The sequence below is a fragment of the Pseudomonas fluorescens genome, from assembly GCF_902497785.1.
GTDB classification, from domain to species: Bacteria; Pseudomonadota; Gammaproteobacteria; order Pseudomonadales; family Pseudomonadaceae; genus Aquipseudomonas; species Aquipseudomonas fluorescens_BO.
The window spans coordinates 23,266-45,159 of record NZ_CABVHK010000007.1; the positions used below are offsets into that span (position 1 = coordinate 23,266).

Consider the following 21,894-nt stretch of genomic DNA (forward strand, 5'->3'; position numbering starts at 1 on the left):
CGATCTGTTGATTTTGCTTTTTAAAAACAAGATCAAAAGATCGCAGCCTTCGGCAGCTCCTACGGGGGGCTGGGTCAGACCTGGGCGGTGCGCAGTTTTTCGCTGCGGCCGCGCAGCCATTCCAGGGTCAGCAACAGAATCACCGAGAAGGCGATCAACAGCGTTGCCGCAGCAGCAATCGTCGGGCTGAGGTTTTCGCGGATACCGCTGAACATCTGCCGGGGCAACGTGGCTTGCTCGGGACCGGCGAGGAACAACGTCACCACCACTTCATCGAACGAGGTCGCGAAGGCAAACAACGCACCCGAGATCACACCCGGTGCAATCAGCGGCAAGGTCACGCGACGGAACGCGGTCAGCGGCGAAGCCCCAAGACTGGCCGCGGCGCGTACCAGGTTGTGGTTAAACCCCTGCAATGTCGCCGATACGGTGATGATCACAAAGGGCACGCCCAACACTGCGTGCACCACGATCAGTGAGAAGAAGCTGTTGCCCAGGCCCAATGGCGCGAAGAACAGATAACTCGCCACACCAATGATCACCACCGGCACCACCATCGGCGAAATCACCAGCGCCATCACCAGCGCCTTGCCCGGGAAGTCACCCCGCGTCAGGCCAATCGCCGCCAGCGTGCCGAAGATCATCGCCAGAACCGTCGCCGCCGGGGCGACGATGATGCTGTTCTTCAGTGCGCGCATCCATTCCGCCGAGGCGAAAAAGTCGTGGTACCACTGCAACGAGAAGCCTTGCAGTGGGTACACCAGGAAACTGCCCGAGTTGAACGACAGCGGAATGATCACCAGCACCGGGAGAATCAGGAACAACAGGATCAAGCCGCAGAGAATCCGCAAAGTGTAAAACCACACCCGCTCGATGGGAGACATATAAGGATTCAGCATTTCAATTCTCCCCTTAGCTCAGGCCCAGGCGGCTGGCGCCCACCAGCCAGTTATAAATCAGATAAAGCACGACGGTCGCCAACAGCAACAGCCCACCGAGTGCGGTCGCCATGCCCCAGTTGATGCTGGTGTTGGTGTAGAAGGCGACGAAGTAACTGACCATCTGATCGTTCGGGCTGCCGAGCAACGCCGGGGTGATGTAGTAGCCGATGGCGAGGATGAACACCAACAGGCAACCGGCGCCCACGCCGGCATAGGTCTGCGGGAAGTACACCCGCCAGAAGCTCGCGAACGGGTGGCAACCGAGGGAAATCGCGGCACGCATGTAGGTCGGCGAGATGCCTTTCATCACGCTGTAGATCGGCAGGATCATAAATGGCAGCAGGATGTGCACCATCGAGATGTAAACCCCGGTGCGGTTGAACACCAATTCCAGCGGTTTATCGATGATGCCCATGGCCATCAGGCCGCTGTTGATCAAGCCCCCCGATTGCAGGAGCACGATCCACGCCGCGACGCGCACCAGGATCGAAGTCCAGAACGGCAGCAGCACCAGAATCATCAGCAAGTTGCTTTGGCGCGACGGCAGGTTGGCCAGCAAGTAAGCCAGTGGATACGCCAGCACCAGGCAAATAGCGGTGATGATCAGGCCCATCCAGAACGTGCGGGCGAAGATGTCGAGGTAGATCGCCTGGTCCGGAGTGGCCGGGGCGACTTCGCCGAGGTCATCTATACGGTGATCGACCGCTGCCAACAGGTAGTACGGCGTGATGCTGCTGGTATTGCGGCGCACCGCTTGCCAGTAGGCTGGATCACCCCAGCGCTCGTCGAGCGCTTCCAGTGCTTCTTTATAGGAAGCGGGCTCAGTGGCGAACGGCAAGGCGCGGGCGGTTTTGGTCAGCAGGCTGCGGTAGCCCGCCAACTCCATGTTCAAGCGCTTGGACAGGTCGCCCAGGGTCTGATTCTTGCGCGCTTCGGCGAGGTCTTCGCTGGCCGCTTTATACACCGGTTCAGCGGGCAGGCCGCGGCCGTCCCAACTGGCGATGGCTGTCACGGTGCGCGGCATGCCGCCAACCACTTCAGGGTTGCCGACGCTTTTATAGAGCAGCGCCACGATCGGCACCAGGAACACCAGCAGCAGAAACAGCACCAGCGGCGCAATCAAGGCCTGGGCCTTCCAGCGATTGATCCGCTCGGCGTGTTTGAGCCGCTGCTTCAAGGTGGGGTCAGTGCCCGCGTTCTGGGGAACGGCGATAGCCATGGCGTACTCCGGAAATCTTTGGATGGGCGGCATCAACTGGGTGATGCCGCATTGCAACAATATGCTTTTTGAACCTGCACCAGCCCCTGTAGGAGCTGGCGCAGCCTGCGATCTTTTGCCTCTGGCTTCGCGAAACCGCATTAAAAGCAAGATCAAAAGATCGCAGCCTTCGGCAGCTCCTACGGACGAAGCATTACTTCGCTGCCCAGGAATTGAAGCGCTGTTCCAGTTGCTCGCCGTTGTCAGCCCAGAAGCTGACGTCGATCTGCACCTGGTTGGCGATGTTTTCCGGGGTGGTCGGCATGTCTTTCAGGACATCCTTGGACAACAGCGGTACCGCTTGGGTGTTGGCCGGGCCGTAAGCGATGTTTTCCGAGTAGGTCTTCTGCTGCTGCGGCGCGACCGAGAACGCGATGAATTTCTTCGCCGCTTCAGCCCGTGCCTTGTCCAGACCTTTTGGAATCGCCCAGGCATCGAAGTCGTAGATGCCGCCGTTCCACACGACTTTGAGGTTGCTTTCCTTCTGCACGGCAGCGATCCGGCCGTTGTAGGCCGAGCTCATGACCACGTCACCGGAAGCGAGATACTGCGGCGGTTGAGCGCCGGCTTCCCACCACTGAATGCTTGGCTTGAGTTCATCGAGTTTCTTGAACGCGCGGTCCTGGCCGTCTTTGCCGGCCAGCACTTTGTAGACGTCTTTCGGCGCAACGCCGTCGGCCATCAGTGCGAATTCCAGGGTGTATTTGGCGCCTTTACGCAGGCCACGCTTGCCCGGGAATTTCTTGGTGTCCCAGAAATCCACCCAACTGGTCGGTGCGGTTTTCAGTTTGTCGGCGTTGTAGGCCAACACGGTCGACCACACGAAGAAGCCCACGCCGCACGGCTGGATCGCGCCTTTGACGTAATCTTCGGATTTGCCGAACAGTGCCGGGTCGAGTTGCTCGAACATGTCCTCGTCGCAACCGCGGGACAGTTCCGGCGATTCAACTTCAACCAGGTCCCAGGACACGCTCTTGGTGTCGACCATGGCTTTGACCTTGGCCATCTCGCCGTTGTACTCGCCGGCGACGATCTTGCCATTGCCCGCCGCTTCCCACGGTGCGTAGAAGGCTTTGACTTGCGCGGCCTTGTTCGCCCCGCCAAAGGACACCACGGTCAGGTCCGGGCCCGCCGCCATCGCGTGTGCCGCACCGATCATGCCCATGACCAGGGCGGTGAATTTCAGGGATCTCAACATTTATTGTTCTCTCCACGTGCAGGGTTGGTTGAAGCAGGGGGCGATCAGTTCGCCTCTAGAAGTGGGTCGAGCGCACGAACGTGTTCGACCTGCCAGCCAAGCGGTACCACGTCGCCGACGGCGAGCCCGGGATCGAGCTCGGCAATCGGTTGTTTCACGAAGAAGTCGGTCTTGCCGCAGACTTCCAGGCGAACCCGGACGTGATCGCCCAGATAGATGAATTCCGCCACCCTCCCTGAGAAGCGGTTGACACAGGATTCGCTCGAACCATTGAGGCTCACGCGTTCCGGACGAATCGACAACGTGACAGGCTCGCCGGTCTTGCCGACGTTGACCGCCAGGGCTTCAACCTTTTCACCGCGACCTAGTTCGACGATGCAGCGGTCGCCGGTGTGGCTGTGCAAACGGCCGTTGAGCCGGTTGTTTTCACCGATAAAGTTGGCGACGAAGGTGTTTTTCGGTTCTTCGTAGAGGGTGCGCGGCGGCGCGATTTGCTGGATTTCGCCCTGATGGAACACCGCCACCCGGTCGGACATGGTCAGGGCTTCGCCCTGGTCGTGGGTCACGTAGACCACCGTCACGCCGAGACGCTGGTGCAGGTGCTTGATTTCCATCTGCATGTGTTCGCGCAGTTGTTTGTCGAGTGCGCCGAGTGGCTCGTCCATCAGTACCAATTGCGGTTCGAACACCAACGCACGGGCCAGGGCCACACGCTGTTGCTGACCGCCGGACAGTTGCGCCGGATAGCGTTGGGCGAACGCATCGAGCTGCACCATGCTCAACACGCGCTTGACCCGGTCACTGACATCGCTTTTGTTCAAGCCGCGCACGGTCAACGGGAATCCAAGGTTTTCCGCCACCGTCATGTGCGGAAACAGTGCGTAGTTCTGGAACACCATGCCGATGTCGCGCTTGTGCGGCGGCACGTTGTTGATGGAACGCCCGGCCAGCAGGATTTCACCCGCGGTCGGCGTTTCAAAACCGGCGAGCATCATCAGGCTGGTGGTTTTGCCGGAGCCGGACGGCCCGAGCAAGGTGAGAAATTCGCCTTTGCGAATGTCCAGGTTGAGGTCTTTGACGATCAGGTTCTCGCCGTCGTAGCTTTTCTGCACTCCACGAAAGCTGACCAGAATATCGCTGGCCCCTGCGTTTGAATCGACCTGGCTCATACCCACACCTTTGTTATTGATGACTGCTGTGGACTAAGCCTAGTGGACGCTGGGGAGCACGCAAATCGGGGCGAGAGAGAGAATCGCCTCAGCCGGATGGAAGATTGGGGGTAGGGATTGCCCTACAAGGATGGCGCGTTTTGGCTAACGCAACGGCCAATTGTCCGCTGCAAGCCGCAAGCAAGGGCAAAAGCGATTTGGCGGCATGTCGCAAATGGATATGCCACCACGGTTCTGTGGGAGCGAGCTTGCTCGCGAAAGCGGTCTGCCAGTCGACCTATGTATTGGATGTAACGCCGCCATCGCGAGCAAGCTCGCTCCCACAGGGGACAGCGCTGTTCTTTAGAGCAGTTTGTGCTCCATCGCGTACTTCACCAGTTCCGCCAGGGAGGTGATGTTGAGCTTCTGCATCAACCGCGCCTTGTGGGTGCTGATGGTTTTGCTGCTTAAAGCCAGCTGCTGGGCGATGTCGTTGACGTTGGCGCCCTGGGCCAGACGCTCGAACACCGAGAATTCACGTTCTGACAGCAACGAATGCAGTGGGCGCGAATCGGTCAGGCCGACTTCGAAGACCATGCGGTCGGCCAGGTCCGGGTCGATGTAACGCCCACCCGCAGCGACTTTACGGATCGCGGTCAGCAGCAACGCCGGATCACTGTCCTTGGTCGCATAACCCGCCGCACCCACCTTCAACGCCCGGGCGGCCATTTGCGCTTCGTCGTGCATCGACAACACGAGGATCGCCGGTGGATTGTTCAACGCGCGGATCCGCGGAATCGCTTCCAGGCCATTGACGCCCGGCATCGAAATGTCGAGCAGCACCACTTCGCAAGGCACATGGCGCAAGGTCTCCAGCAGTTGCTCGCCATTGCTCGCCTCCCCCACCACCAGCAAGTCCTTGGCCAGGCCGATCAGTTGCTTGATACCTTCGCGAACGATGGTGTGGTCTTCGGCTACCAGTACACGGATCACTTGCCTCTCCTCTTTGATAAGTTGAATGCCGAAAAGGATCGCAGCCTTCGGCAGCTCCTACGGGGTCCGCGTTCGGCGTAGGAGCTGCCGAAGGCTGCGATCGTTTAACGATCCAGCGGCACTCTCACACTCAGGGTAGTGCCCTCCCCCGGCTCACTCTCAAGCGACAACTGCCCACCCATGATCAACACCCGCTCGCGCATGCCCACCACCCCGAAGGACGTTGGCCGACCGGTTGCGGCGACAAATCCTACGCCGTCATCACTGACGGTCAGGCACAACTCGTCACCCTCAAGGGCCAGCGTCAGCTCAACAGTATGCGCCTGGGCATGGCGCATGACATTGGTCAGGGCTTCCTGAAGAATCCGGAACAGCCCAATCGCTTTCGCATCACTGAGCACCGGCAAGTTGTCCGGCACCTGCACCAGACAGGGGATTTGTGTCCTGGCCTCAAATCGGCGCGCCTGCCATTCAATGGCGGAAGCAATCCCGGCATCGAGAATCGGCGGGCGCAAGGCTGTTGCGACATCGCGAACCAGCTGAAACAGCTGAGCGATCAAGCGTTTCATGCTGTTCAAACGCTCGTTCAGGCCTGGGTCAAGTTGCGCGTAGGCCAATTCGCACATGGACGTTTCCAGCTTCAACACCGTCAGCATCTGGCCCAGTTCGTCATGAACTTCCCGGGCGATGCGGGCTTTTTCCTCTTCCCGCACGCTCTCCAGGTGCGCGGACAGTTCACGCAAGTGTTCACGGGAACTGGCCAGTTCCAGTTCGATGCGTTTGCTCTCGCTGATGTCCCAGACAATGCCGTCCCAGACATAGGCGCCATCTTCAAGACGACGGGTGACCGCCTTGATCTCGGCCCAGCGCTGCTCGCCCTGACGGGTGAGGATCCTCCCCTGCCATGACCAGTCGCTGTCGGTATCCAGCGCGTGGTCCTGCGTCTGGTGATAGCTGGCCTTGTCGTCCGGATGCACCAGGCTGCGCAAGCCTTTGTCGCGATGCGCCAGGGTGGCCGGGGCGTAACCGACCAGACTCTCGCTACCCTCACTGATGTAGGCAAAGTCGATCTGCCCTGTCACCGGCGCCCGCTCCAGTCGAAAGACCAATCCTGGCACGTTGGCGGCAATCCCTTGCAGCCGCGCCTCGCTTTCCTGCAACGCGGCCAGCGCGCGCCGGCGTTCGGTGACGTCGTTGAGGTACACCACCAGGTATTCGCCATCGCGAAAACGCAGAAAACTCAACGACACATCGGTCGGTAAAACGCTGCCATCTGCCCGGACGCAATTTGTCTCGAAACTCTGCGGCCCTTCGTCGCTGGCCCGCGCACGCTTCCACAGATTCAGCCAACGGTCCATGTGCAAACCGGGTTCGAAGTCGATCAACGGCCGGTCGCTGAGGCCGCCCGCCGGGTAGCCAAGCATGGTTTCGGCGGCCCGATTGGCATAGCGCACACGACTGTCCCAGTTAACCCAGAGGATGCCGACGGTGCTCTGATCGATGGAAAATTGCGTGAGGCGCAACGCTTCTTCGCTGGCCGCTCGCAGGGCAATGTCTTCCCGCGCCGCGAATAGCCGATGCTCAAGGCTGCGCTGCTGACGACGCTGCCAGAACACAATCGCCATGCTGCTCAGCATTAATACCGCCAGCAGCAGGCACAGGTTTTGCCAGAAACCAGGCGACTCGGTCAGGCGCGGGTACTTCGGCTGTAGCCATTGGTTGTGCAGTTGTTCCAGGTCTTTGGCCGGGATCGCGCGCAAGGCACTTTCGATGATGCCGGCGAGCTCCGGCCAGTCGCGACGCGTGGCCACCCGAAGCAGTTGCGGCAGTCCGATGTCGCCGACCACCACCAACCCGGCGAATTCCGGCTCGGCGGACAGACGTCCCAATTGCGCTTCATCGACCACGGCGTAGCTGGCCTGCTGACTGAGCAACAGTTGCAGCGCCTGGCGCTCGATCGGCACGCCTTGAAGATTCAGGTGCGGGTAATTACTGCGCAAGTAATCGGCGGTGGCGCTGGGCATGCGCACGGCGACGCGGGTCTGGCTGTCGAGCTTTTCCAGCTCCACCACGCCCGCCGCCTTCTGGTCGCTGACCACCAGTTGCGGCACACGCATGTAGGGATCGGAAAATTGCCACAGGCGCAGGCCGCCGGGGGTTTGCGCCAGTCCCGGGGCAATGTCGATTTCACCTTCGCGAGCGGCGGTTTCCAGTTGCTCCAGATCGGGATAGTTTCGCCAGCTCAGCTCGACCTTGAGCGCCTTCGCCAGCCATTTCATCAGCTCGACGTTAACCCCGGACAGCCGCTGCAAGCGGCGATCGTATTGTGCGTAGGGCACTTGCAACACCAGCCCGACGCGCAGTTCATCATGTTGCGCCAGCCATTGTTGCTGGCTCGCGGATAATTGCGCGACGTGCGCCGGTGGCGCAGACGCCGCCCAGCCCGTCAAGGGAAGCCACAACCAGCCGATAACCCACAGGCAGCGAAAACGCATCATCGAAATCTCACACACTGACAAATACTGACCAACCCATTAGGCTGCCGGAATAACTTCTGGCCTGGAATATCCGATGCCCCCTGTCTACCACCTGACACTGCCCGCATTGTGCCTGTCGCTGATCCTGCCTTGCGCCTTTTCGATCCAGGCCGCTGAACCGTCCCCCGCGGCCGCGGAAAAAACCGAAGGCGAACAACCGCTCGAACGTCAGCCCCTGCTTGAGCGTAGTCAGGAAGAAGCGACAGCACTTGAGCGAAAAATTCCCGCGCAGGAACAGCAACAACTGCAAGCGGGCAGCGATACGTTCCTGGCCTTGTGGAAACCGGCCAATACCGCAGAGCCCAAGGGCGCGGTGATTATCATCCCGGGCGCTGGCGAAACAGCTGACTGGCCGCAAGCAATCGGCCCGCTGCGTCGCAAACTGCCGGACGCCAAGTGGAGCAGCCTGAGTATCACCTTGCCCGACCCGCAAAGCGATGCGATTGCGCCACGTGTTATCGAAGTCCCGCCAACGATCAAAGCCCCTGAGGTCGGCAGCAAAGACTCGACCACTTCGGCGCCCATCGAACAGGCAGCGAGCGGTGAAGCCGATGTGGCTGACAAGGCTGTCGCTGAAACCGTTGACGAGCGCACCAAGGCCGATGCCGAGCGAATCTTCGCACGCATCGATGCGGCCATTGCCTACGCCGAACAACAAAGCGCTCGCAGCATCGTCGTTCTCGGTCATGGCACCGGTGCCTACTGGGCTGCGCGCTATCTGAGCGAGAAAGAACCCTCGCAGGTCGAGAAATTCGCGATGGTCGCCGCCCAGACGCCCGTCGCGGTGAAACCTGGACTGGCGGAACTGACGCCGACATTGCAATTGCCAACGGCCGATATCTTCTACACGGACAGGGCGATGGATCGCCACGCGGCGCTGGAGCGTTTGCAGGCGAGTAAACGGTTGAAGGCTTCGGTATTCAGTCAGGTATCACTGAAGGCATTGCCGGGAGACAGCAAGGCGCAGCAGGAACAGTTGGTGCGCCGGGTGCGGGGCTGGTTGAATCCTCAGCCTGCGGCGGACTGATAGACCGAGGCGTGCCCATCGCGAGCAGGCTCGCTCCCACATATGATCTCGGTTGAACACAGACTTTGTGTTCACTGCATATCTAATGTGGGAGCGAGCCTGTTCGCGATGGGGCCCGACAACCCCCACACATTTGCTGCATTACCGAAACCCCCGACGCTGCCGAATCAACGTATAGGCGCTATGCAACTCGCGCGTTTTGTCTGTCGCTTCGCGAACTTGCAACGCCGTCGCACCGCTGCCGGCTATCTTGTCCGGATGATGGCGACTGAGCAGGCGCCGATAAGCCCGTTTGATCTGCGCCGGATCGGTGGCGGCAGAGACGCCCAGCACCAGCATGGCTTCCTGATAATTCAGGACATGGCTGACTAGCGAAGGTTTTTTTGGCTCGTAATCAGCCGCCAGCGCCTGCACCTGATACGACCTCCAGCCCAGCCATTTGCCCCACTGAGCAATCAGTTCGCGCTCGGCATGGCCAGCACGACCGTCGGCCCAGACCATGCGCCAGCAGGCGCGCAACACGCCTTCGGCGGCATGGGGTTGCGCACTCAACCGTCTCAGGTAGACGCGCAAGCGGTCCCGGCCCGTCTTGCCCCGATTAAACGCGGCAATCGCCCGAAGCTTTGCCGGCCCGGTCATTTCCAGCGCCTGCATTTCCTGACGCGCCTGATGGATATGACCGTCCACCACGCGCCCATCGCTCTTGGCCAGTCGCCCCAGCAACACGAACAGCAACTCATCGTTGCGCAGCATCGGGCGACCGCCCAGCATTTCACGCAAATGCCCCCAGCTCTGCAACTGCAAGCGCCGATCCAGCGCCTGCCCCAACAATGCGCCGAGCATGGCCCCCGGAATGCTGGCAATGGCAAAGCCCGCTCCGGCTCCAATCAGAGTCCCTAGCCACAGCATCTCAGCGACTCGCTTCTAACAGTGTTTCAACTTCCGCCAAACGCTCAAGAGTGCCGACATCCACCCAGTGACCGTGCATTCGCTCACCCGTCACCTGCCCGTCGGCCATGGCTTTGCGCAACAGCGGCGCCAGTTTGAAAGCGCCGGCCGGGCAACCGTCGAACAGCTGCGGATGCAGCACCGCGATACCGCTGTAAGTCAGGGTCGGGGCATCAGGTTGGCCGTCGAGCACTTGCCCTTCGATCAGGTTGAAATCACCGCCCGGATGATGCGGCGGGTTATCCGTCAGCACCAGATGTGCCAGGCCAGAGATGGGCTGATGCAAAACGCTGAAGTCGTAATCGGTCCAGATATCACCGTTGACCACCACAAACGCTTCGTCGCCCAGCAACGCTAGCGCACGGAATATCCCGCCACCGGTTTCCAGCGGTTCACCTTCCGGCGAGTACTGGATGCTTACCCCGTAGCGCGATCCATCGCCCAGGAAATCCTCGATCTGCTGACCCAACCAGGCATGGTTGATCACAATCTCGGTGAATCCGGCGCCAGCCAGCGCGCGCAGGTGATACTCGATCAACGGCACGCCGCCAGCACGGACCAGCGGTTTGGGCGTCGTCAGGGTCAGCGGGCGCATGCGCTCGCCTTTGCCCGCAGCCAGGATCATTGCCTTCATGCATTCGCTCCAGCGCGCAGGCTCAGCAGCAACACATCCAGCTCGGCCAGTTCCGGACGGCGGGCGATCACCGCTTCTATATAAGCGAAGAAGCGCGGCACATCGGCGAGGTAGCGTGGTTTGCCATCGCGGTGGCAGATGCGCGCAAAGATGCCAATGACTTTAAGGTGCCGCTGCACACCCATCAGGTCGCTGGCGCGCAGGAAGTCTTCAAAGTCAGGCTGGACCGGAATGTCCAGTGCGCCCGCTTGCTGCCAATAATTTTCCAGCCAGCCGCGCACGCGCTCCTCGGGCCAACTCAGGAAAGCGTCCTTGAACAGGCAAGTCACGTCGTACGTCACCGGGCCGTAGACCGCATCCTGGAAATCCAGCACGCCAGGATTAGGCTCGCTGAGCATCAAGTTGCGCGGCATGTAGTCGCGATGCACCAGCACTTTTGGCTGCGCCAGGGCACTGTCGATCAACAGCTCTGAAACGTTCTGCCAGAGCGTTTGTTGCGCCGAATCGAACTCGATGCCCAGCTCATGCTTCACGTACCACTCGGGGAACAATTCCAGCTCGCGACGCAGCAGTGCAACGTCATAACTCGGCAGTGGAGCAACCATCGGCAATTGCTGAAAAGCCAGCAGCGCCTGCAAGGCATCTTCGAATAAATCGTCGGCATTCTCGGCGTCGATAACATCCAGATAGGTCTTGTTGCCCAGGTCATTGAGCAAAAGAAAACCGCGCTCGAGGTCTTCGGCGTAAATTTTCGGCACATTTATTCCGGATTTCGCCAGCAAAAAAGCGATATCCACGAAGGGTTTGCAGTTTTCCTGGGGCGGAGGCGCGTCCATGACGACGAAACTTCTGCCGGCGCCTTCCCAGCGGAAGTAGCGTCGAAAACTCGCGTCACTACTGGCCGCGGTCAACGTGGCCGGGGGTACGGCGCCCCAGCCTTGCTCGGCAAATAGGGTCGCCAACTGCTCATCGAGCCAAACTTTCAGGTGTTGCAAACGTACATCTTGGTCAGGCATTGCAAGGGTCTCCGACGGCGCTAGCCGTCAAGCGGGTCATGCTTTATTATCCAGCATCTTTTTCAGACCATCGAGAGGCGTGCGGCCCACACCGCGGGCAGATGGCACGCAGGAAGCCCGGACTAATAAGATGGCATTGAAATCCCCCGCGTTTCGTAAAAAATTTCCGTTGTTGGTTACCGGCAGTCTGCTGGCCCTGCAACCTTTAGCCACTTCATTCGTGGTCGCCGCGGAACAGTATGACTGCTCAGTCTCTGCTTCGGGTGCCTGGGATTGTGCGCCTAAATCTCCAGCCGCTGCGCTGCCACCGCGTCCCGTCCATGACGGCAGCGCAGTGAGCTCGGGCGCTGAGACTCCGGCTGGCAGCAGTTCCAGCCAGGACACCGGCGCCAAGCCTGTGCTGGTCACCGAGTCCAAGGGCCGCGGCCTGAAGTCACGTAGCGAAGACTACAGTCACCTCGACTGGGTTCCGCGCGAGAAGCTCACGGCAGCGCAATTGGCAGAAACCGGTCCTTACTGCTCTGGTTCCTATATCGAACCGATTCGTCCTGGCATGAATGACAAGACGAATAAAAGTGACGCGCCGACTTTTGTCGGGGCCAAGGCCTCCCGCTATAAGCAGGACGAGCAGGTCGCTACGCTGGCCGGTGACGTGGTCTTGCGTCAGGGCAGCATGCAGGCTGAAGCCGATGAAGCGAACCTGTACCAGGCCGAAAGCCGTGGTGAGTTGGACGGCAACGTGCGCATCCGCGACAACGGCGCGCTGATCGTCGGCGACCACGCCGAAGTGCAGCTCGACACCGGTGAAGCCAAGGTCGACAACGCCGAATACGTGATGCACAAATCCCGTATCCGCGGTAGCGCGCTGTACGCCAAACGTGCCGAGAACGCGATCATCCGTCTGAAGGATGGTACGTACACCACGTGCGAACCGAACAGCAATGCCTGGCAGCTCAAGGGCAACAACATCACCTTGAACCCGGCCACCGGTTTCGGTACCGCGACCAACGTGACGCTGCGGGTCAAGGACATTCCGGTCCTGTACACGCCTTACATCTATTTCCCGATCGACGACCGTCGCCAGTCCGGCTTCCTGCCGCCGACCATCGGCACTGGCACCGATACCGGCTTCCTGCTGGTCACCCCGTACTACTTCAACCTGGCACCGAACTACGATGCCACGTTGTACCCGCGCTACATGAGCAAGCGCGGCATGTTGGTGGAAGGCGAGTTCCGTTACCTGACCAAGTCCAGCGAAGGTCAGTTCGGCGCCGCGTACCTCAACGACGACAACACCGATCGTAGCCAGCAAACCGACTACGAAAAGACCCGCTATATGTACAACTGGCAGCACAAGGGTGGTCTAGACTCCCGTGTGTTCACCCAGGTTGACTACACCAAGATCAGCGATCCGTATTACTTCCAGGATCTGGAAACCGATCAGATAGGTATAAAAAGCGGCGACTACGTCAATCAGCAGGGTTCCGTTTCCTATCGCGGTGACAGCTACACGGCTCGCATCAACGCACAGGCCTATGAGCTCGCGACCGTTTCGAACATCACGCCGTACGATCGCCTGCCGCAGATCACCTTCAATGGTCAGCTGCCTACGCACCCGAACGGTCTGAACTTCGATTACGAGACCGAACTCACGCGCTTTGACCGTGACCTGAAAACCGGTCAGTTTTCCGATGAAGACGGTGTCCTGTCGCCTCGCCTGGACACTAACGTGTTCGGCCTTGCGCGCGCCAACGGCGACCGCTTGAACCTCAAGCCAGCTGTCAGCCTGCCGCTGAACTGGTCGTATGGTTTCCTGAAGCCATCGCTCAAGTATCAGTACACCCAGTATCAGCTGGATCTTGATGCCCAGGGCAAAGCACAAATCGCTGGTCAAGGCGCTGAAGGCGACCGACTCAACGGCACATTCAGCAGTAATCAGAGCCGGGGCGTGCCGATTGCAAGCATCGACAGCGGCCTGTATTTCGATCGCGACACCACCTGGTTCGGCAAGAAGTATCGTCAGACCCTGGAACCGCGACTGTTCTATCTCTATGTACCCGAGGAAGACCAGGCCGACATTCCCGTTTTCGACACCGGCGAGTACACCTTCAATTACTCATCGCTGTTTCGCGATAACCGCTTCTCCGGTTCCGACCGCGTTGGCGACGAGAACAAACTGTCGCTGGGCGTGACCAATCGGTGGATTGAAGACAACGGTTTCGAGCGTCAAACCCTCAGCGTTGGCCAGGCCTTGTACTTCAAGGACCGCAAAGTCCAGTTGCCAGGTATCGATGCCCGAACGCGCGAAGACTCTCAGTCCGACGTTTCGCCGTACGCGCTGGAATACATGTATCGCTGGAACCGCGATTGGCGCACGACGGCCGAGTACAACTGGGACCCGGACACCCGCAGCCCACGCTCCGGCAGTGCGATGTTCCACTACCAGCCTGAAGACAACCCGAACAAGGTCATCAACGCCGGCTATCGCTATCGCAATGACCAGGTCCGTTACGACCAGAACACCGGTCGTTGGTCGGTGGGTGGCGGTGACTACGGCACCCCGGGTACTCCGGGCTACGTGAAGGACTACTACAAGATCCAGCAGCACGACTTCTCGGTGATCTGGCCGATCGTGCCGCAATGGAACGCTATCAGCCGCTGGCAGTATGACTACAACCGCAACCGTACCCTGGAAGCCTTCGGTGGTTTCGAGTACGACAACTGCTGCTGGAAACTGCGCCTGATCAACCGTTACTGGGTGTCGTATGACGAGTTCAGTCAGAACGCCCCGGAAAACGAAAAAGGCGACCATGGCATCTTCCTACAGATCGTTCTGAAAGGTCTCGGCGGCCTCACCGGCGCCAAAGTAGAGAGCTTCCTCGACAAAGGCATCCAAGGTTATCGTGAACGTGAAGACCAAGCTTTCTGATTGTCTGCGCCCGCTAGTGCTGGGCGCGCTGTTCCTGGGTACTGCGGCGAATGCCGCGGTACAGTCCATCGATAAAGTAGTGGCCATTGTCGACAACGACGTGGTCATGCAGAGCCAACTGGACCAGCGTGTTCATGAAGTTCAGCAAACCATCGCCAAGCGCGGTTCTGCTGCGCCGCCGGCCGGCGTGCTGGATCAGCAGGTGCTTGAACGTCTGATCGTCGAAAACCTGCAATTGCAGATCGGCGAACGTTCCGGCATTCGCATCACCGATGAAGAACTGAATCAGGCCGTCGGCACCATTGCCCAGCGCAATAACATGTCGATCGATCAATTCCGCTCCGCCCTGACTCGCGATGGTCTGTCTTATGAAGACGCTCGTGAACAGATTCGTCGCGAAATGATCATCAGCCGTGTGCGTCAACGCCGAGTGGCCGAACGCATTCAGGTGTCCGAGCAGGAAGTGAAGAACTTCCTCGCTTCCGACCTGGGAAAAATGCAACTGTCCGAAGAGTTTCGCTTGGCCAACATTCTGATCCCTACACCGGAAAGTGCTAATTCCGATGCGATTCAGAATGCTGCCAAACAGGCCGACGCGGTGTACCAGCAACTCAAGCAAGGCGCAGACTTCGCTCAGTTGGCAATCGCCAAGTCCGCCAGCGAAACCGCACTGGAAGGCGGCGACATGGGCTGGCGTAAAGCCGCTCAATTGCCACCTCCGTTCGATCGCATGCTGAGCACCATGACAGTGGGCGACGTGACCCAGCCAATGCGTACGCCGGGCGGCTTCATCATCCTGAAGATCCTCGACAAGCGTGGCGGTGAAACTCAGGTACGTGACGAAGTGCACGTGCGTCATATCCTGGTCAAGCCAAGCCCGATCCGCGATGAAGCTAAAACCAAGGCGCTGGCTGAGTCGCTCTACACTCGTATCGAAGCGGGCGAAGATTTCGGCGAACTGGCGAAAAGCTTTTCGGAAGATCCGGGTTCTGCGCTCAACGGTGGCGATCTGAACTGGATCGACCCGAACGCCCTGGTGCCCGAGTTCCGCGAAGTGATGGCCAAGACCCCCCAGGGTCAGCTGTCCAAGCCGTTTCAGACCCAATATGGCTGGCACGTTCTCGAAGTCCTTGGCCGTCGCGCCACTGACGGCACCAATCAGGCGCGTGAGCAGCAAGCGATGACCGTACTGCGTAACCGCAAATACGACGAAGAGTTGCAAACCTGGCTGCGTCAGATCCGTGACGAAGCGTATGTAGAGATCAAACTCCCTGGTGCAGACCAGGCAGCGCAGTGAAACCCCAGCGTTTCGCGCTGACACCCGGCGAACCGGCCGGCATAGGTCCAGACCTGTGCCTGCTGCTCGCCTCGCAAGCCCAGCCACACCCCCTGATTGCCATTACCAGCCGCGACCTGCTCCTTGAGCGGGCCGCGCAGTTGGGCGTGGTTGTCGATGTGCTGGCGGTGACACCGGACAACTGGCCGGATACACCCGCACCCGCCAACAGCCTGTATGTCTGGGATACGCCGCTCAGCGCTCCGGTGACTGCCGGCCAACTTGACAAGGCAAACGCGGCGTTCGTTCTGCAAACCCTGACCCGCGCTGGCCAAGGCTGCCTGGACGGGCATTTTGCCGGGATGATCACCGCTCCCGTGCACAAGGGTGTGATCAACGAATCGGGCATCGCTTTTTCCGGCCACACGGAATTTCTCGCTGACCTGACGCATACCGCACAAGTGGTGATGATGCTCGCGACCCGCGGATTACGCGTGGCGCTGGTCACCACTCACCTGCCCCTTCGCGAGATTGCCGATGCGATCACGCCGGAGCGTCTGGAGCGGGTTACGCGAATCCTGCATGCCGACCTGCAACAAAAATTCGGCATCGCCCGGCCACGCATCCTGGTCTGCGGTCTCAACCCGCACGCCGGTGAAGGCGGTCACCTGGGCCATGAAGAAATCGACATTATCGAACCCACATTAGAGCGCCTGCGCGGCGAGGGCATGGACCTTCGCGGCCCCCTACCCGCCGACACTCTGTTTACCCCCAAATATCTGGAGCACTGCGACGCGGTGCTGGCGATGTACCACGACCAGGGTCTGCCTGTGCTGAAATACAAAGGTTTCGGCGCGGCAGTCAACGTGACCCTCGGCTTGCCGATCATCCGCACATCGGTCGACCACGGCACTGCCCTGGACCTGGCCGGTAGCGGCAACATCGATACCGGCAGCCTGCAAGTCGCCCTGGAAACCGCCTATCAGATGGCCGAGACCCGTTTATGACCGAGCATTACCAACACAAGGCGCGCAAACGCTTTGGCCAGAACTTCCTGCACGATGCCGGCGTTATCGACCGCATCCTGCGCGCCATCCGCGCCAAACCCGAAGACCGCCTGCTGGAAATCGGCCCGGGCCAGGGTGCGCTGACTCAAGGCCTGCTTAATAGCGGCGCCCAGCTGGATGTGGTTGAGCTCGATAAAGACCTGATCCCGATCCTCAACCAGCAATTCGCCAGCAAGAGCAACTTCAACCTGCATCAAGGCGACGCGCTGAAGTTCGACTTCAACAGCCTCAACGCTGCGCCGAACAGCCTGCGAGTAGTCGGTAACCTGCCGTACAACATCTCGACGCCGCTGATTTTTCATCTGTTGAACAACGCCGGCATCATCCGCGACATGCACTTCATGCTGCAAAAAGAAGTCGTCCAGCGTCTCGCGGCGGGTCCTGGCGGCGGCGACTGGGGTCGCTTGTCGATCATGGTTCAGTATCACTGCCGCGTCGAACACCTGTTCAATGTGGGCCCGGGCGCGTTCAATCCGCCGCCGAAGGTTGATTCAGCCATCGTGCGTCTGGTGCCGCATGACGTGCTGCCGCACCCGGCCAAGGATCACAAGTTGCTGGAACGCGTCGTGCGCGAAGCCTTCAACCAGCGCCGCAAGACCCTGCGCAACACCCTCAAGTTGCTGCTGAGCAATGACGAAATCACGGCCGCCGGTGTCGACGGCAGCCTGCGCCCGGAGCAACTCGATCTGGCCGCCTTCGTGCGCCTGGCCGACAAGCTCAGCGAACAAGTCCTACAGACTCCGGCGGCCGACTGACAGACGACAAGCGTTATCGGGTAGGACACCAGCGCCCATGTCTGGTTTACTACCCGATACTTGGCCTAGACTGATCTCTATCAGCTACGCCCGCGTCCCGCTTCGTTTTTAAGGCCTCTTGCATGTCCGATCCTCGTTATCAGGTCGACGTCAGCGTCGTCACCCGCTATCTGGCAGAACAATCGCAACCCGAGCAAAATCGCTTTGCCTTCGCTTACACCATCACTGTGCACAACAACGGCGAGATTCCGGCCAAGCTGTTGTCACGGCACTGGGTGATCACCGACGGTGACGGGCATGTCGAAGAAGTTCGCGGTGCCGGGGTCGTGGGTCTGCAGCCGTTGATTCAGGCCGGCGACAACCACACCTACAGCAGCGGCACAGTGATGACGACCAAGGTCGGCACCATGCAAGGCACCTATCAAATGATTGCCGACGACGGTAAACACTTCGACGCCATCATCGCTCCTTTCCGCCTGGCGGTGCCCGGAGCCCTGCACTGATGGCGACGTATGCCGTCGGTGACCTGCAAGGGTGCCTCGAACCGCTGAAATGCCTGCTCAAGCAAGTCGCCTTCGACCCTGCCCGGGACAAACTTTGGCTGGTGGGCGATCTGGTCAACCGTGGCCCGCAATCGCTGGAAACCTTGCGCTACCTCTATAGCCTGCGCGATTCGCTGGTGTGCGTACTTGGCAACCATGACCTGCACTTGCTGGCCGCCGGGCATAACATCGAGCGCCTGAAGAAAGCCGACACCTTGCGTGAAATTCTCGAAGCTCCGGATCGTGCGGAGCTGCTTGAGTGGGTGCGCCAGCAAAAGCTCATGCACTATGACGAACAGCGCAACATTGCGCTGGTCCACGCCGGCATACCGCCACAGTGGTCGCTGCGCAAAGCCTTGAAATGCGCCACCGAAGTCGAAGAAGCCCTGCGTGATGACAACCGCTTCGCGCCTTACCTCGATGGCATGTACGGCAACGAACCGCTGAAATGGGACAACGACCTCAAAGGCGTAACCCGCCTGCGAGTGATCACCAACTATTTCACCCGCATGCGCTTCTGCACCAGCGAAGGCAAACTCGACCTCAAGGGCAAAGAAGGCGCCGATAGCGCGCCGCCGGGTTACGCGCCGTGGTTCAGCTATAAGGAACGCAAGACCAAGGGCGTGAAGATCATCTTCGGCCACTGGGCAGCGCTGGAAGGCCGGTGCAGCGAGCCGGGCATTTTCGCTCTCGACACGGGTTGTGTCTGGGGCGGCTCGATGACCCTGCTGAACGTCGATACGGGCGCCCGCCTGCAATGTCAGTGCGACGAACACGGCCGCACATTGCCGCCAGTCGCCCCCTTGATTCCCGCACAAACGTCAGCCGGCGCACAGCGCTAGACTGCGCTTTCAGCCGCGACACAGGAGCCCGCCATGAGCGAATTCAAACGCATCCCCCCAGAACAGGCCCAGGCCCTGCGCGAGCAAGGCGCAGTGGTGGTCGATGTTCGAGACCCCGCCACGTTTGCCGCCTTGCACATCAGTGGTTCGAAGCATCTGGACAACCATTCCCTGCACGCTTTCATTCAGGGCGCGGACCTGGACGCACCGACCGTCGTCGTCTGCTATCACGGCAATTCCAGCCAGGGTGCGGCGGCCTACCTGATCAGCCAGGGCTTCTCCGACGTCTACAGCATGGATGGCGGTTTTGAGCTGTGGCGTACGACTTATCCTTCGGAAACCGCGCAAGGCACTTCCGAATAATTTTTTTGTAACGCGCAAGCCCCGGCCCCCGCGGGCTCGCGCGGTGGCAGACGAACGGTCTGCCACAACTAATTACGTATCTCGCCTTTACCTCCCGAATTCCCAACTATCCTTAAGCGCAGGCCATCCAAAACAGGGGAGAGCCGGTACACCGGCGCGCGGATCATCGGGAGTAGCTTTCGAGGTCGTCAGCTTCGAAAGAGTTCTGGGGGGTAAACAGCGACTGCCTGTTCGGTTGCTGCCAGCATCGACTGAGTGATCCGGCGTCGGCTCCACGTATCGAGCGAGGTGACGTCATGAGTATCTTTAGCCACTTCCAACAACGCTTCGAGTCCACACGCCAGGAAGAACTCTCGCTGCAAGAGTACCTGGAGCTGTGCAAAAAGGACCGCAGCGCCTACGTTTCCGCCGCCGAGCGTCTGTTGCTGGCCATCGGAGAACCGGAGCTGCTCGACACCTCGACCAACTCGAGGCTTTCGCGAATCTTCTCCAACAAGGTGATCCGCCGCTATCCGGCCTTTGAAGACTTCCACGGGATGGAAGAATGCATCGATCAGATCGTGTCGTACTTCCGCCATGCCGCTCAGGGTCTGGAAGAGAAGAAACAAATCCTCTACCTGCTCGGTCCCGTCGGCGGCGGTAAATCGTCCCTCGCCGAGAAGCTGAAACAGCTTATCGAGAAGGTGCCTTTCTACGCGATCAAAGGCTCGCCGGTCTTCGAATCGCCTCTGGGTCTGTTCAACGCCACCGAAGATGGCGCGATCCTCGAGGAAGACTTCGGCATTCCGCGGCGCTACCTCAATACCATCATGTCGCCGTGGGCAACCAAACGCCTGGCGGAATTCGGCGGCGACATCAGTCAGTTCCGCGTAGTGAAACTCTACCCGTCGATCCTTAATCAGATCGCCGTGGCCAAAACCGAACCTGGGGATGAAAACAACCAGGACATCTCGGCACTGGTGGGTAAGGTCGATATCCGCAAACTGGAAGAATTCCCGCAGAACGACGCCGACGCTTACAGCTACTCGGGCGCACTGTGCCGGGCCAACCAGGGCCTGATGGAATTCGTCGAAATGTTCAAGGCGCCGATCAAGGTGCTGCACCCGCTGCTGACCGCCACTCAGGAAGGCAACTACAACAGTACCGAAGGTCTGGGGGCGATACCGTTTACCGGGATCCTGCTGGCCCACTCCAACGAATCGGAATGGCACACCTTCCGCAACAACAAGAACAACGAAGCTTTCATCGACCGGATTTATATCGTCAAAGTCCCGTATTGCCTGCGGGTCAGCGACGAGGTGAAGATCTACGACAAGCTGTTGTTCAACAGCTCGCTGGCCAAGGCGCATTGCGCACCTGACACACTGAAGATGCTCGCCCAGTTCACTGTGCTCTCGCGTCTCAAAGAGCCGGAAAACTCCAACATCTACTCCAAGATGCGCGTGTATGACGGCGAGAACCTCAAGGACACCGATCCGAAGGCCAAGTCGATTCAGGAATACCGCGACAACGCCGGTGTCGACGAGGGCATGAACGGGCTTTCGACCCGTTTCGCGTTCAAGATTCTGTCGAAGGTCTTCAACTTCGATCCGCACGAAATCGCGGCTAACCCGGTGCACTTGCTGTACGTGCTGGAACAGCAGATTGAACAGGAACAATTCCAGGCCGAAACCCGCGAACGTTATCTGCGCTTCCTCAAGGAATACCTGGCGCCGCGGTATATCGAATTCATCGGCAAAGAGATCCAGACCGCCTACCTCGAGTCTTACAGCGAGTACGGCCAGAACATTTTCGACCGCTACGTGCTGTACGCCGACTTCTGGATCCAGGACCAGGAATACCGCGACCCGGAAACCGGCGAAATCCTCAACCGCGTTGCGCTGAATGAAGAACTGGAGAAAATCGAAAAACCGGCCGGCATCAGCAATCCGAAGGATTTCCGCAATGAGATCGTCAACTTCGTGCTGCGCGCCCGGGCCAACAATAATGGCAAGAACCCGACCTGGCTCAGCTACGAAAAACTGCGGGTGGTCATCGAGAAGAAAATGTTCTCCAACACCGAGGACCTGCTACCGGTGATCAGCTTCAACGCCAAGGCCAGCAAAGAGGATCAGCAAAAGCACAACGACTTCGTCACACGGATGGTCGAGCGCGGTTACACCGACAAACAGGTACGACTGCTGTCCGAGTGGTACCTGCGGGTCAGAAAATCACAATAACCCGCTGCCGGTCAGACCGGTTGTCGTCAGCCAGAGACCTGTGGGCATATTTTCTGTTACACAGGCCTCTGGAAGGTGTTCGAAAGTCGGTAGCGAGTTCAGGCAGCATTCACAGCGCTTGGGGGAGCGTTCAGTATCCCTTGGCTCTCGGTCCGATGCTGCATCACCGCTCGCCCCTTTCAGGACAGCTTCTAAGGAGCA

General features: G+C 59.6%; 18 protein-coding genes. 9 read left to right on the top strand and 9 right to left on the bottom strand.

What is annotated here, in order from left to right; genetic code table 11:
- Window positions 1–74: 74 nt before the first annotated feature.
- From F8N62_RS11985 to F8N62_RS12010, 6 genes are all read right to left on the bottom strand, one after another.
- A complete protein-coding gene (locus F8N62_RS11985; RefSeq protein ID WP_150711120.1) occupies window positions 75–899 on the bottom strand; it encodes an ABC transporter permease in 825 nt (274 codons plus the stop codon).
- A 13-nt stretch (window positions 900–912) separates the two neighbouring features.
- Window positions 913–2,160, bottom strand: a complete 1,248-nt coding sequence (locus F8N62_RS11990) for an ABC transporter permease (RefSeq protein WP_150711121.1) — start codon at window positions 2,158–2,160, stop codon at window positions 913–915.
- Window positions 2,161–2,353: 193 nt separating this feature from the next.
- The gene (locus F8N62_RS11995) at window positions 2,354–3,397 is read right to left on the bottom strand and encodes an ABC transporter substrate-binding protein (RefSeq protein WP_150711122.1); all 1,044 of its coding nucleotides are present in this window, start codon (window positions 3,395–3,397) and stop codon (window positions 2,354–2,356) included.
- Window positions 3,398–3,441: 44 nt separating this feature from the next.
- Window positions 3,442–4,566 carry an ABC transporter ATP-binding protein gene (locus tag F8N62_RS12000; RefSeq protein WP_150711123.1) on the bottom strand — a complete coding sequence of 375 codons (1,125 nt, stop codon included), beginning with the start codon at window positions 4,564–4,566 and terminating at the stop codon, window positions 3,442–3,444.
- 342 nt (window positions 4,567–4,908) lie between these two features.
- The gene (locus tag F8N62_RS12005; RefSeq protein WP_003210977.1) at window positions 4,909–5,538 is read right to left on the bottom strand and encodes a response regulator transcription factor; all 630 of its coding nucleotides are present in this window, start codon (window positions 5,536–5,538) and stop codon (window positions 4,909–4,911) included.
- 104 nt (window positions 5,539–5,642) lie between these two features.
- Window positions 5,643–8,036, bottom strand: coding sequence for a PAS domain S-box protein (locus F8N62_RS12010; RefSeq protein WP_150711124.1), 2,394 nt, complete (start codon window positions 8,034–8,036; stop codon window positions 5,643–5,645).
- A gap of 73 nt (window positions 8,037–8,109) precedes the next feature.
- On the opposite strand from F8N62_RS12010, the gene F8N62_RS12015 reads away from it, so the two are divergent.
- Window positions 8,110–9,102, top strand: coding sequence for an alpha/beta hydrolase family protein (locus tag F8N62_RS12015; RefSeq protein WP_150711125.1), 993 nt, complete (start codon window positions 8,110–8,112; stop codon window positions 9,100–9,102).
- A 141-nt stretch (window positions 9,103–9,243) separates the two neighbouring features.
- On the opposite strand, the gene F8N62_RS12020 is transcribed toward F8N62_RS12015, so the two are convergent.
- Genes F8N62_RS12020 through F8N62_RS12030 form a run of 3 tightly spaced genes read right to left on the bottom strand, consistent with a single transcriptional unit; the run spans window position 9,244 to window position 11,700 of the window.
- On the bottom strand, window positions 9,244–10,011 hold the full coding sequence (locus F8N62_RS12020; RefSeq protein ID WP_150711126.1) for a DnaJ domain-containing protein: 768 nt from the start codon (window positions 10,009–10,011) through the stop codon (window positions 9,244–9,246).
- Between the two features lies 1 nt (window position 10,012).
- A complete protein-coding gene (murU, locus tag F8N62_RS12025) occupies window positions 10,013–10,684 on the bottom strand; it encodes an N-acetylmuramate alpha-1-phosphate uridylyltransferase MurU (RefSeq protein WP_150711127.1) in 672 nt (223 codons plus the stop codon).
- A complete protein-coding gene (locus tag F8N62_RS12030) occupies window positions 10,681–11,700 on the bottom strand; it encodes an aminoglycoside phosphotransferase family protein (RefSeq protein WP_150711128.1) in 1,020 nt (339 codons plus the stop codon). Before F8N62_RS12030 ends, murU begins: the two co-directional genes overlap by 4 nt.
- Window positions 11,701–11,830: 130 nt before the next feature.
- Between F8N62_RS12030 and F8N62_RS12035 the strand changes: the two genes are divergently transcribed.
- From F8N62_RS12035 to F8N62_RS12070, 8 genes are all read left to right on the top strand, one after another.
- Window positions 11,831–14,629: an LPS-assembly protein LptD gene (locus F8N62_RS12035; RefSeq protein WP_150711129.1), complete on the top strand. Its 2,799-nt coding sequence runs from the start codon at window positions 11,831–11,833 to the stop codon at window positions 14,627–14,629.
- Window positions 14,610–15,926 carry a peptidylprolyl isomerase SurA gene (gene surA, locus F8N62_RS12040; protein WP_150711130.1) on the top strand — a complete coding sequence of 439 codons (1,317 nt, stop codon included), beginning with the start codon at window positions 14,610–14,612 and terminating at the stop codon, window positions 15,924–15,926. Before F8N62_RS12035 ends, surA begins: the two co-directional genes overlap by 20 nt.
- On the top strand, window positions 15,923–16,912 hold the full coding sequence (pdxA, locus tag F8N62_RS12045; RefSeq protein WP_150711131.1) for a 4-hydroxythreonine-4-phosphate dehydrogenase PdxA: 990 nt from the start codon (window positions 15,923–15,925) through the stop codon (window positions 16,910–16,912). Before surA ends, pdxA begins: the two co-directional genes overlap by 4 nt.
- A complete protein-coding gene (gene rsmA, locus F8N62_RS12050; RefSeq protein WP_150711132.1) occupies window positions 16,909–17,727 on the top strand; it encodes a 16S rRNA (adenine(1518)-N(6)/adenine(1519)-N(6))-dimethyltransferase RsmA in 819 nt (272 codons plus the stop codon). The genes pdxA and rsmA overlap by 4 nt, the downstream gene beginning before the upstream one ends.
- Window positions 17,728–17,849: 122 nt before the next feature.
- Complete coding sequence (apaG, locus tag F8N62_RS12055; protein WP_150711133.1) at window positions 17,850–18,230, top strand: Co2+/Mg2+ efflux protein ApaG; 381 nt, start codon at window positions 17,850–17,852, stop codon at window positions 18,228–18,230.
- Window positions 18,230–19,111: a symmetrical bis(5'-nucleosyl)-tetraphosphatase gene (locus F8N62_RS12060; protein WP_150711134.1), complete on the top strand. Its 882-nt coding sequence runs from the start codon at window positions 18,230–18,232 to the stop codon at window positions 19,109–19,111. The genes apaG and F8N62_RS12060 overlap by 1 nt, the downstream gene beginning before the upstream one ends.
- Before the next feature lie 33 nt (window positions 19,112–19,144).
- A complete protein-coding gene (gene glpE / locus F8N62_RS12065; protein WP_008027054.1) occupies window positions 19,145–19,474 on the top strand; it encodes a thiosulfate sulfurtransferase GlpE in 330 nt (109 codons plus the stop codon).
- Window positions 19,475–19,770: 296 nt separating this feature from the next.
- Window positions 19,771–21,693 carry a PrkA family serine protein kinase gene (locus F8N62_RS12070; protein ID WP_008027052.1) on the top strand — a complete coding sequence of 641 codons (1,923 nt, stop codon included), beginning with the start codon at window positions 19,771–19,773 and terminating at the stop codon, window positions 21,691–21,693.
- Window positions 21,694–21,894 lie beyond the last annotated feature (201 nt).

Excerpts from the sequence above, each read along its gene's own strand:
- F8N62_RS11985 (WP_150711120.1), bottom strand. The coding sequence starts at position 899 with ATGCTGAATCCTTATATGTCTCCCATCGAGCGGGTGTGGTTTTACACT.
- F8N62_RS11990 (WP_150711121.1), bottom strand. The coding sequence starts at position 2,160 with ATGGCTATCGCCGTTCCCCAGAACGCGGGCACTGACCCCACCTTGAAG.
- F8N62_RS11995 (WP_150711122.1), bottom strand. The coding sequence starts at position 3,397 with ATGTTGAGATCCCTGAAATTCACCGCCCTGGTCATGGGCATGATCGGT.
- F8N62_RS12000 (WP_150711123.1), bottom strand. The coding sequence starts at position 4,566 with ATGAGCCAGGTCGATTCAAACGCAGGGGCCAGCGATATTCTGGTCAGC.
- F8N62_RS12010 (WP_150711124.1), bottom strand. The coding sequence starts at position 8,036 with ATGATGCGTTTTCGCTGCCTGTGGGTTATCGGCTGGTTGTGGCTTCCC.
- F8N62_RS12015 (WP_150711125.1), top strand. The coding sequence starts at position 8,110 with ATGCCCCCTGTCTACCACCTGACACTGCCCGCATTGTGCCTGTCGCTG.
- F8N62_RS12020 (WP_150711126.1), bottom strand. The coding sequence starts at position 10,011 with ATGCTGTGGCTAGGGACTCTGATTGGAGCCGGAGCGGGCTTTGCCATT.
- murU (WP_150711127.1), bottom strand. The coding sequence starts at position 10,684 with ATGAAGGCAATGATCCTGGCTGCGGGCAAAGGCGAGCGCATGCGCCCG.
- F8N62_RS12030 (WP_150711128.1), bottom strand. The coding sequence starts at position 11,700 with ATGCCTGACCAAGATGTACGTTTGCAACACCTGAAAGTTTGGCTCGAT.
- F8N62_RS12035 (WP_150711129.1), top strand. The coding sequence starts at position 11,831 with ATGGCATTGAAATCCCCCGCGTTTCGTAAAAAATTTCCGTTGTTGGTT.
- rsmA (WP_150711132.1), top strand. The coding sequence starts at position 16,909 with ATGACCGAGCATTACCAACACAAGGCGCGCAAACGCTTTGGCCAGAAC.
- apaG (WP_150711133.1), top strand. The coding sequence starts at position 17,850 with ATGTCCGATCCTCGTTATCAGGTCGACGTCAGCGTCGTCACCCGCTAT.
- F8N62_RS12060 (WP_150711134.1), top strand. The coding sequence starts at position 18,230 with ATGGCGACGTATGCCGTCGGTGACCTGCAAGGGTGCCTCGAACCGCTG.
- glpE (WP_008027054.1), top strand. The coding sequence starts at position 19,145 with ATGAGCGAATTCAAACGCATCCCCCCAGAACAGGCCCAGGCCCTGCGC.
- F8N62_RS12070 (WP_008027052.1), top strand. The coding sequence starts at position 19,771 with ATGAGTATCTTTAGCCACTTCCAACAACGCTTCGAGTCCACACGCCAG.